This is a genomic window from Polaromonas sp. P1_G4 (assembly GCF_056405475.1).
This window is the reverse complement of sequence record NZ_JBFUCA010000100.1, coordinates 1-10850: the sequence shown is the minus strand read 5'-3', so window position 1 is coordinate 10850 and position 10850 is coordinate 1. Positions and strand designations below refer to the sequence as shown.

At 61.4% G+C, this 10850-nt stretch carries 10 protein-coding genes and 1 pseudogene; 9 read left to right on the top strand and 2 right to left on the bottom strand.

Going from position 1 to position 10850, the window contains the following annotated elements:
* Window positions 1-99 precede the first annotated feature (99 nt).
* The 3 genes from AC1D1X_RS07265 (at window position 100) to AC1D1X_RS07255 (ending at window position 2426) form a co-directional block, all read left to right on the top strand.
* Window positions 100-912, top strand: coding sequence for an IclR family transcriptional regulator (locus AC1D1X_RS07265; RefSeq protein WP_477668934.1), 813 nt, complete (start codon window positions 100-102; stop codon window positions 910-912).
* 356 nt (window positions 913-1268) lie between these two features.
* Entirely contained in the window at window positions 1269-1988 is a 720-nt protein-coding gene (locus AC1D1X_RS07260; protein WP_477668736.1) for a DUF3108 domain-containing protein, read from the top strand.
* Window positions 1989-2144: 156 nt separating this feature from the next.
* The gene (locus AC1D1X_RS07255; protein ID WP_477656579.1) at window positions 2145-2426 is read left to right on the top strand and encodes a BTH_I0359 family protein; all 282 of its coding nucleotides are present in this window, start codon (window positions 2145-2147) and stop codon (window positions 2424-2426) included.
* A 164-nt stretch (window positions 2427-2590) separates the two neighbouring features.
* Here the strand turns inward: AC1D1X_RS07255 and AC1D1X_RS07250 are convergent.
* Window positions 2591-2839 (bottom strand): annotated as a pseudogene (locus tag AC1D1X_RS07250) (AbrB family transcriptional regulator); the annotation flags it as partial.
* A 53-nt stretch (window positions 2840-2892) separates the two neighbouring features.
* Between AC1D1X_RS07250 and AC1D1X_RS07245 the strand changes: the two are divergent.
* On the top strand, window positions 2893-3756 hold the full coding sequence (locus AC1D1X_RS07245) for a ChaN family lipoprotein (RefSeq protein ID WP_477668737.1): 864 nt from the start codon (window positions 2893-2895) through the stop codon (window positions 3754-3756).
* A 29-nt stretch (window positions 3757-3785) separates the two neighbouring features.
* Here AC1D1X_RS07245 and aptA read toward each other — a convergent pair whose 3' ends face one another.
* On the bottom strand, window positions 3786-5126 hold the full coding sequence (gene aptA / locus AC1D1X_RS07240; protein WP_477668738.1) for an omega-aminotransferase AptA: 1341 nt from the start codon (window positions 5124-5126) through the stop codon (window positions 3786-3788).
* A gap of 140 nt (window positions 5127-5266) precedes the next feature.
* Here aptA and purU point away from each other — a divergent pair, with 140 nt between their 5' ends.
* The 5 genes from purU to AC1D1X_RS07215 form a co-directional block, all read left to right on the top strand.
* Window positions 5267-6115 carry a formyltetrahydrofolate deformylase gene (gene purU / locus AC1D1X_RS07235; protein WP_477698056.1) on the top strand — a complete coding sequence of 283 codons (849 nt, stop codon included), beginning with the start codon at window positions 5267-5269 and terminating at the stop codon, window positions 6113-6115.
* A gap of 2 nt (window positions 6116-6117) precedes the next feature.
* Window positions 6118-7914, top strand: coding sequence for a hypothetical protein (locus AC1D1X_RS07230; protein ID WP_477668740.1), 1797 nt, complete (start codon window positions 6118-6120; stop codon window positions 7912-7914).
* A 58-nt stretch (window positions 7915-7972) separates the two neighbouring features.
* Window positions 7973-8866: a LysR substrate-binding domain-containing protein gene (locus tag AC1D1X_RS07225; protein WP_477698055.1), complete on the top strand. Its 894-nt coding sequence runs from the start codon at window positions 7973-7975 to the stop codon at window positions 8864-8866.
* A gap of 265 nt (window positions 8867-9131) precedes the next feature.
* A complete protein-coding gene (locus AC1D1X_RS07220; protein ID WP_477668742.1) occupies window positions 9132-9917 on the top strand; it encodes a carbonic anhydrase family protein in 786 nt (261 codons plus the stop codon).
* Between the two features lie 121 nt (window positions 9918-10038).
* On the top strand, window positions 10039-10850 hold an 812-nt coding region (locus AC1D1X_RS07215), incomplete at its 3' end, for an FAD-binding protein (protein WP_477698054.1).

Below are 10850 nucleotides of genomic sequence, written 5' to 3'. Positions count from 1 at the left end.
GCGTTACGATCCATGCATCCACAGTCTCACGGCGAACCTGAAATTCTAGTCAAGCCCATGAAAGTCAGCCCAGGCGCCCCCGCAACAGCACGCAGCAGCCTGCCGCCGCAACGCGCGGGCATTCAGTCGGTCGAGGTCGGCTTCAGCTTGCTGGAGTCGCTCTCCACCTCACCCGGCCCGCTGATGCTTCGCGACCTGGCAGCCGCAGCGGGCATGAGTGCGGCCAAGGCACACCGTTATCTCGTCAGTTTTCAGCGGCTGGCACTGGTCGTCCAGGACGAGGCAACCGCCCGATACGACCTCGGCCCGGCTGCGCTCAAGTTAGGACTCGCTTCCCTTTCGAGATTGGACAGCGTGAAGCTGGCCCGTCAGCTCATGCCGCGCCTGATGATGCAAACCGGCCAGACCCTGGCACTGGCGGTCTGGGGCAACCAGGGACCAACCCTCGTCCACTGGGAGGAATCGCCGCAGTCTGTGACGGTCAACCTGCGGCTGGGCGACGTCATGCCGCTGCTGTCGTCCGCCACGGGCTTGTGCTTTGCCGCATTTTTGTCTTCGAACCTGCCCAAGGCCAAAGCCAAACCACAAGGGAGGCTGGCGCTGCTGGTCAGGGCTGAACTGACACGCAACCAGAAGCTGGCGCGAAAAGATGTTCCCGCCACCATGGCCGAGCTGAATGCCTTGCTGGAAGATATCCGCCGCCGCGGCATGGCGCGCGCAGTCAATACCCTGCTGCCCGGCGTAGCCGGCTTCTGTGCGCCGGTGTTCGATGCCGACGGCCATCTCGCGCTCGGCATTGTGGCGCTGGGTTCGCTTGCAACGTTTGATCCGGACTGGGACGGCGCGGTGGCACGGCCGCTGGCCGCCGCCGCCCGGCAACTTTCCGGTGATCTTGGATTCACACAGGCGTGACCGCGTCCACCGACCGCTATCCTTCGGCGCCTCGCTGGCGTGTGCTYGCTGCGCTGGCTGCAGGGGTGCTGGCTGTCCACACGCTGGTGCTGAAATCAGCGCCGGTACGATTCGGCCCCGAGCAAACTGCCGCCTCCCCACGCAGCGAGGCTTTCGCAACGCGCAGCATCGCACCGCCTCCTGCACCGACATCGCTTGCCCCCGCGCCTTCCGCACCGCCCCCAAAGCCCAGGATATTCAAGAAGAAACCCGCCGTAACCCAAGAGAGTCCAGCGCAACACGCTACTGATTTGATAGCAATCTCGCCTCCCGAGGTGGTGACATCCAGCACGCCCCAGGTAGAAAATCCGCAAAGCATGCCCGCACAGGCAACGCCCACAATCGCTGCTGCCAGCGCCCCCGCGACAGTCGACCCAGACCAGTCGGCGGTGACGGCGGTGGCCTTGCCGGAAAGCGCGCGACTGGAATACAAAATGACCGGCAGCGCAAAGGGCTTGAACTACCACGCGGACGCCGAACTGGGATGGCGCTATTCAGGCGACAACTACAGCGCCTCCATGCGCGTCAGCGCATTGTTTTTAGGTTCACGCAGCATGGCAAGCACCGGGCAGGTGGGTCCGGAAGGCTTGGCGCCAACCCGCTTTTCCGACAAATCAAGAAGCGAAGTGGCCGCGCATTTTGAAGCAGACAAGGGGCAGATCACCTTCAGCGCCAATACGCCGACGGTCCCCTGGATCAAGGGTGCACAGGACCGGGTCAGCGTCTTCATCCAGCTGGCTGCCATACTGGCGGGCAACCCGGCCGGCTTTCCGGCGGGCTCCACCATTTCAATTTACACCGTGGGACCGCGGGATGCAGACACCTGGACGTTCCGGGTGGAAGGCGAAGAGAAAATGGTACTTCCCTATGGCGAGCTGAATACGCTCAAACTCACCCGTCAGCCCCGGCGTGAGTTCGATCAGAAAGTGGAACTCTGGTATGCCCCGTCACTGGGGTATCTTCCCGTTCGCAGCAGAATCACCCAGCAGAACGGGGATTTCATTGACCAGCAGCTCAGCGCGATCACCAAGAGCTGAGTTCAACAAACCGGCGTTGTTATGCCGCACGGAGGTGCCCGTTTTATGTGCGGTTTTACACGCACTACGCGCCTTTACCGCATGCTTTCGCACTTAACCCCCCGGGCCCTTGAACTTGGCCTCATCGTTGCTATCTGAAGCTAAAGGACCTACACCATGCAAATGCTTTACGACTCGGAATCTTTTGCTGTCATGCAGATTCACGCCAATGCGCCGGAAGAATCCGCGCCTGTCCCCGCCGTTCCCGAATTGGCCCGGCATGGCTTCGAAATCGTCGACAAGCGTTCGGGCAAGGAGGTCTATCTGGATGGATCCTGGGCTGAAATGTTCCAGCAGCGCCTGAGCGCCTGGGCGCAAAACACTCCCACGCAAGAAGAAATCGAAGACACGCTGGAAGGCTACAGCGGTCTTGCCAACACGCCGATATCGCTTCATTAGAAGTAGAGCCTCCACGGTCTCTCACTTCGTGTAGCTCCTTGCCCCCGAGGGGGCCGCTGTGCCTGCGGTCTGGCGGAGCCAGCCCCGCGGCCCCTTGAAGGAGCGCCCCCCGCTGGGTGTGTCTTTCTGCCCAATCAATCGCCTGGCGGGCTTTCTGCCTGMACCACCAGCGGCGTGAGGTGCAGCCCCAGTGCGCAGCCGATGATCCATTGCCCGAAGTTGCGCAGTGGCGTCCAGCTGGCCGTAGGTCCGCCCAGCATTGACACCACCGCCGTCGCCAGCAAGGGGCCGATCATCCAGGGCAAAGGCGTGCGCAGCGCAATACACAAGAAAGCGGCACCCCAGGCCAGCAACAAGGTCAGGACGACACGTACGGGCGGGGACTGGGCGGCACGGTGGGGCAAGGAAGGCATGGCAGAGCGTAACGGCGCGGAACAGAAGCCGCTGGAAGCGGTAGTATCCATCGATGCGCCACCTCCTCACCCCTCATGCTTTGGCATGCCTTGTCTGCGCCGCCACGGCGGCTTTGGCGGGAGGCTGCGCGGGACGGCCCGAAGCGCCCATCCTGCAGGTGCAGGGCAGCGAAACCGCACAGACATCCACCCGGCTGGAGGCGCTGCTCCCTGCCGACGTCCTGATCCTCGGGGAGCAGCACGACGCCGCTGAGCACCAGACAATCGAGCAGCAGGTGGTCGCCGCCCTGGCGGCCAAAGGGGCGCTGGCTGCCGTAGCCCTTGAGATGGCCGACACGGGTGCAAGTACTTCCGCGCTCAGACCCAGCGCCACCGAGCAGCAGGTGCGCAATGCGCTCAACTGGAACGATAAGGGCTGGCCATGGACAGCCTACGGCCCTGCCGTGATGACCGCGGTGCGCGCCGGTGTCCCCGTGATGGGCGCCAATCTGCCCCGGGCGCAAATGCCGGAAAGCATGGCCGACAATCGGCTTGACGCCCGCTTGCCAGGCCCCGCCCTCAAAGCCCAGCAGCAGTTGATCCGTCTCGGCCACTGCAACCTGTTGCCTGAGGGCCAGATCACGCCCATGACACGTATCCAGATTGCCAAGGACATCACCATGGCCAACACCCTGGGGCAGGCCGTGCTGCCCGGCAAGACAGTGCTGCTGCTGGCCGGAAGCGGCCATGCGAACCGGCAATTGGGCGTACCGTTGCACCTGCCGACGGACATAAAAGCCAAAGTAGTGCGCCTGCTTGCCGGGAACCCCGCGAATGCCGAGAAGGCAGACGCTTTCGACGCCGTGTGGGCAACGGCCCCGTTCCCGGAGACCGACTATTGCGCGGGCCTGCAGAAGCAGCTGGCACCCAAACCCTGAAGAGCCTTTTGGGGCTCGGCTGGCGGGAATCAGGTGTTTTTGCGGATGGCGTCGGCAACCACATTGACGATGCGGTCGATATGTTCTTTTTCGACGATGTAGGGTGGACAGACCACGATGTTGTCAGCCGCCGGCCTCACCAGCACACCGTTGTGGAAGCAGTCCATGAAGATGTCATACGCGCGCTTGCCCGGCACACCCGTCACCGGCGCCAGCTCGACCGCGCCGGCCAGTCCCAGGCTGCGAATACCGATCACATTGGGCAGGCCCTTCAGGCCGCTGTGCATCGCGTCGCCCAATACCTTGCCCATCTGGCCGGCACGTTCATACAGCTGTTCTTCCTTGAACAGCTCCAGCGTCGCAATTGCGGCCGCGCAAGCGACCGGGTGGCCGGAGTAGGTATAGCCGTGAAAGAACTCCACGGCATGCTCGGGCGCACCGGCATTGGCATTCATCATGCCGTCATAGATGCGGTCGGAGCAGATCACACCACCCAGCGGGATGACACCGTTGGTCACGCATTTGGCGAAGTTGAGCATGTCGGGCACCACACCGTAATAGTCTGCCCCGAAACCGGTGCCCAGGCGGCCGAAGCCCGTGATGACTTCATCAAAAATCAGCAGGATGCCGTGCTTGTCGCAAATTTCGCGCAGCCGTTTCAGGTAGCCCTTGGGCGGGAGGTACCATCCGGCGCTTCCTGATACCGGCTCGACGATGACGGCAGCCACGTTGCTCGGGTCGTGCAGCGGCAGGATGCGATTTTCCAGTTCCAGCAGCAGGTCTTCCTGCCACACGGGCTCAGCACCGTTGATGTAGGCATGATTGACCGGGTCATGGATGAAGCGCATGTGGTCCACGCGAGGCAACAGCGCGGCGCCATACACCTTGCGGTTGGCCGGAATGCCGCCCACGCTCATGCCGCCGAAACCAACGCCGTGGTAACCCTTTTCACGGCCGATGAATACATTGCGGTGGCCTTCGCCCCGCGCACGGTGGTAAGCCAGCGCGACCTTCAACGACGTGTCCGCGGCCTCCGAACCCGAATTACAGAACAGCACCTTGTTGAGGTCACCTGGCGCCATGCCAGCAATGATCTCGGCGGCCTTGAAGGCCTGATCGTTGCTGGCCTGGAAAGCGGTCGCGTAGTCCAGCGTATCGAGCTGCTTCTTGATGGCTTCGTTGATGGGCTTTCGGTTGTGGCCGGCGCCCACGCACCACAGGCTGGAAATACCGTCGATCACCTGGCGCCCGTCGTGCGTCGTGAAATGCATGCCGTCTGCGGCCACAAACACGCGCGGGTCTTTTTTGAAGCTGCGGTTGGGCGTGAACGGGAGCCATTGGTGCTCCATGTTGAAATTCTGGTAGGCCATGGTGGTTTCCTGCGTCGAAAGGTGTGAAGCTGGGATAGCAGCGCTTGATCTTGCATTCTGGCACTCTTGCCGCCGCCCTGCACCTTCAATTGCCCGCCGGCCGGGCAGACACAGCCTTCACCTGCGACAATTCACCCCCTATGAATCACGCTTATATCCTGACCCTGTCCTGCCCGGACCGTATGGGCATTGTTCACGCGGTCTCTGGTTTCCTGTTGCAGAACGGCGGCAATATTGAAGAAGCCGCGCAATACAACGACCATGACACCGGACTCTTCTTCATGCGGGTTCAGTTTGCCTGCGACCAGCTGACCCAGGAAGAACTGAAGACGCAACTCGAAGCATTCGCCTCACCTTTCAGCATGAAGTGGAAACTTCACTCGACAGAAGCGGCCATGCGTACCGTGATCATGGTTAGCCGCGACGGCCATTGCCTCAACGACCTGCTGTTTCGCTGGAAGTCCGGCATGGTGCCGCTGGATGTGCGCGCCATCATCAGCAACCACCGTGACTTTTACCAGCTGGCGGCAAGCTACAACGTTCCTTTTCACCACATCCCGGTGACGGCGGCCACCAAGGCGCAGGTCGAAGCAAAGCAACTTGAGATCATCGAGGCAGAGGGTGCCGAACTGGTCGTGCTGGCGCGCTACATGCAAGTGCTCAGCAACGAGATGTGCGGATCACTCTCAGGGCGTGCCATCAACATCCACCACAGCATGCTTCCGAGCTTCAAGGGCGCGAGGCCGTATTACCAGGCGCATGAACGCGGCGTGAAAGTGATCGGTGCGACGGCGCACTATGTCACGGCCGACCTTGATGAAGGCCCGATCATCGAACAGGATGTCACCCGGGTCGACCACAAGGACACCGTCGAGCACCTGACCGCCCGCGGCAAGGACACCGAAAGCCGCGTGCTGGCACKCGCTGTCAAATGGCACAGCGAGCACCGTGTGCTTTTGAACGGCCATAAGACCGTTATTTTTAAATAGATATGAACAAGCCTGATATGAACAAGCCTGCTCGCTCAACAGATAGAAAACACGCATCATCCGCTGTTACCACGGCGTCATGGTGGTTCGGTATCGCGTTTTTGTGTGCCGTTCTGTCTTTGCGGCCCGTCGAAGATGCCGATATCTGGTTTCAACTGCTTGCCGGTCGTTATGCGCTGGAACACGGCGCAGTACCTCATCAGGAGTTTTTTCTCTATACCGCTGCCGGCGCGCCCCAGCTCTTCGGCGGCTGGGGCTTCGGTTTGCTCGCAGAGCTCGCCGTCAGGCTAGGGGGATGGGTCAGCCTGAGTGTCTTTAACGCGGTGCTGTGGGCTGCGACCCTTTGCTTGGGACTATTCGCTGCGCAGCGAGCCGCCAACAACGGCATGCAGGCACGCTACGAGGTTGACCTGAACCAGATGGCGGCCATGGCTTTGGCGCTGCTGATTGTCTACCCCACGTTCCTGCACCGATCCCAGATACGCGCAGAAGTTACGCTCTACCTTTCGTGGATGGCAGCCACGCTCTTGTTTGAAAGCTGCCGCCATCCTGCCCGCATCCGCCGGGCACTGTTCGCCTTTCCCCTGTTGTGTCTAGCGTTGGCGTGGGTTCACACCACGGTGCTGCTGATGCTGCCTCTTTTGGCCGCTTATGCACTCCGCCGATGGCAAGACAGGCATGAGCACGCCATATCCCGCAACGAGGCGGTGTGCTGGGCAATTTGCGGGCTGGCGAGCGTGGCGCTGCCGCTGCTGAACCCCAATGGGGCACAACAGGTGTTTTCGCAGTTTTTTGTCTGGCAAGACATGCAGGATGGAGGCAGTATTGCGGCGGAGAGGATCGCCATACGTGAATACTTGCCGCTATGGGATCCCAGCTCGCGTTTTCTCTGGCCGTCTGCCGCTGTTCTCGCGATGGGCACGGCGGTCTGGTTCCTCACTGCGGGGCCGGCAAGATTGTCCGGCCTTGTTGTCATTGCACCCATGGCCATCATGGCCATACAGCATCGCCGGGGTCTCGGCCTTTGGGCCATGGCCCTTCTGGTCCCCCTGGCAATAAGCCTCCTCACCACATTCAGGCAGGCATCCCAGCGCAAACCAATGCGTTTGCCAATGGGCGCGTTGACCGCTCTCAGCATGCTGGCGATGCTGGTCGCGGTGGTTCCGACAAGGTATTCGGGATGGGGCATGACAGACGTAGGATTGCGTGCCATCGAAGCAGTCAAATTGATTGGACGAGTACTGCCTGACGGGGGGAACATCTGGATGCTCGACACATACGCGCCACAGGTCCCATATCTGCTTGGGGACAAGTACAAGGTCGGCTACGCGGGCCACATGATTTATCGTCATTCTTCGGCAACGACTCATTACGTCAACATACTGAGTGCGGCTGATGGTTGGGAAAAAGAACTATCCACCCATAACGTAAAAGTCATCGGCGTACCTGCTCTGCAGCTTCCGAAAGCCGCGCTTCTACCTCTTGCGACCAGTCTCGCCTTCAATCCGCGCTGGCAACTGATATTCGCGGACTGGCAATTGCTTGTTTTTCTAAAGCGCGGTGCCTCGGAGATCGCGCAACCTCGGGAACAATGGGCGCAAGCCACAGCTTTCGTCGCCGTCGCCCTTGAATTGGCTAACGCGTCGGAAGTCCTTGCACCCGATCCGAAAAAGCGGGCACTGATTGCACGCCTGGAGCAACAGCAGACTGTACTGCGAAGCGTGAAGGACCAGCCCGAGCGGCTGGATTGGGCCGCAATGGACAGAATTGGAAACCCGGCAGGCTCGGCCGGCAAATGAAGTACAGAACATCGGTGATTCCCGTTGGCACATGACATCTGAAAGACCAGAGCGTCATATGACTGCAAGAATCCCACCCATTCAATGCCTGCTGACCTTCGAGGCGCTGGCGCGGCTGCGCAGCGTGACGCAGGCGGYCGAGGAGCTTTGCGTCACGCCCAGCGCGGTCAGTCACCGCGTCAAGCAGCTGGAGCAAATCATCGGCACCAAGCTGTTTGGCCGTGCCGATTTTTCACTGACCACCGAAGGCAGCGAATACCTGGCGCATGTGCGCGAAGGTCTGGCCACACTGCAGAAATTTCCCGGTGCGGCCGGGCAAAGCGCCGCCCCCGGCAAGCGCAAGTTACGGCTGGCGGTCACGCCCACGTTCGCACGCTCCATCCTGATTCCACGCCTGCGCCAGTTCACCGATGCCTATCCTGAAATCGACCTGACGCTGCAGGTGTCCATCCCCCTGCTGGACGTGGTAGCCGAGGATGCCGACCTCATCGTGCGCTTCGGCACAGGCCGCTATGCGGACCTGGAGCACGTCTGCCTCAGCAAGGACGAAGTCGCGCCGCTCGCCTCACCGGCTTTTGTGCGCGAACACGGCCCCTTTGAGGCGGCTGAAGATCTCGAAGGCGAAAGCCTGTTGCGCTCGCCGCTGGAGCCCTGGCGTACGTGGTTTGCCGCCCACAAACTTGATTGGCCCGAACCCACCGACGGCTCCCAGTTCAACGACATCGGCCTGATGTGCGATGCCGCCGCGGCCGGCATGGGCATCGCGTTGATACGTCTCAAGCTGGGCGCGCCCTGGCTGGAGAACGGCTCGCTGGTGCGGCTGGGCAGCAACGAAGTGTTCGCCGGTAATATTCCCAGCCCGCACGCACATTACCTATGCTGGCGCACCGGCACCATGGACCGCTGGGAATGCGCGGCTTTTGCCGACTGGCTGCGCAAAAGCCTGGGTTAGGGCCCCAAGGCATGTTACGAGAAGGCCGCCGTTCGGCGTTGCAAAGCCTTGACGGGGCCCCTGGGCTTTGCGCCTTGCTCAAGGCCTTTGACATGCAACGCATCCTGCGTAAACAAATAGCACTAACAGGTCCTGACGCCGTCCGATAAGTGGTTTTGCGTCCGTACCGGCTCATGCCTATGATGAGCTGGTAGTGACACCGGGTGAGCGCCCGGCCGGCTGCACATAGTCAAAAAAACCAACCTGTTCAACGAGGGAAAATCTTATGAGGAAAAATCAATTGGCCGTCGGAGTGGCCGGCGTCCTGCTCTCCATGCTCGCCCTGTCGTCTGCGGTTCATGCCGAGGGTAAGGCGGCCGCGGCCAAGGCCGTCAAGCCCGGCACCTTCTGCCCCATCCAGGACGCCAAGGAGTGCCAGGCCGCCGTGACGCCCGTGCAAATCCTGTCGCGCTTCAAGGCTGGCAATATGCGTTTCGTTTCCGGCAAGCCGCGCCACCAAAACTATCTCAAGGAAATGAAGGCCACCGCGGACGGCCAGTTCCCACTGGCCAGCGTGGTGTCGTGCATTGATTCGCGCGCACCGGCCGAGATTGTGTTTGACCAGGGCATAGGTGACCTTTTCAACGCACGCGTGGCAGGCAACATCGTCAACGAAGACATCCTGGGCAGCCTGGAATTCGCGCACAAAGTCATGGGCGCCAAACTGCTGGTGGTGATGGGCCACACCAGCTGCGGTGCCATCAAGGGTGCTTGCGACGACGCCCAATTGGGCAACCTGACGGGACTCATCGGCAAGATCAAGCCGGCCGCGAACCTGGTGTCCGCCGACATCAAGGATCGCACGTCCAAGAACTATGCCTTTGTCGAGATGGTGGCGGAGAGCAATGTGCATCTCACAGTGGAAACGATTCGCGAGAAGAGCCCCATCCTGCGCGAAATGGAGCAAAAGGGAGAAATCCTGATCGTGGGGGCCATGTACGACGTGAAGACGGGCAAGGTCAAGTTTTACGACACGCCCGGCGCCAGCAAGGCTCCGGGAACGAAGTCCTGAATCTCTTCCCGTTTTGGACGGATTCTGGCGGCCGGCATTTCACACCCGGCATTAAATTTCTTCAACCCGGCCGCCGCCGCTTGCCCTACAGTCTGGTTTCAACCCCGGAGCCAGACAGCCCATGAACACCCCCGCCTCGCTCGAACAGCAAAGCCAGCTTGAACGCTCGGAGCGGCAGTCGCAGGTCGTGCGCGCGCTGCAGGCGGTGTTGCCGGCCCATGCCCTGCTGTGGAACAACGAAGACACCACACCTTACGAGTGCGACGGCCTGACCGCCTACCGCCAGCGGCCGCTGGTTGTGGCTTTGCCCGAGACCTATGACCAGGTGCAGGCCGTGCTCAAGAGCTGCCATGCGCTGGAAGTACCAGTGGTTGCGCGCGGCGCCGGCACAGGGCTTTCCGGCGGTGCCATGCCGCACAAGCTGGGCGTCACGCTATCGCTGACCAAGTTCAACAAGATTCTCAAGCTCGACGCCGCCAGCCGCACGGCCGTGGTGCAAGGCGGCGTGCGCAACCTTGCGATCTCCGAGGCGGCCGCGCCGCTGGGTCTTTATTACGCGCCCGACCCTTCCAGCCAGATCGCCTGCACCATAGGCGGCAACGTGGCCGAGAACTCGGGCGGCGTGCACTGCCTCAAGTACGGGCTGACGGTACACAACGTGCTCAAGGTCAGAGGCTTCACAATCGAAGGCGAAGAGGTCGAGTTCGGCAGCGACGCGCTGGATGCCGCTGGCTACGATCTGCTGAGCGTCATCATCGGAAGCGAAGGCATGCTGGCCGTCACGACCGAAGTGACCGTCAAGCTGGTGCCCAGGCCGATTCTTGCACGCTGCATCATGGCCAGCTTTGACGACTTGCGCAAAGCCGGCGATGCCGTTGCCGCGGTGATTGCAGCCGGCATCATTCCCGCCGGGCTGGAGATGATGGACAAGCC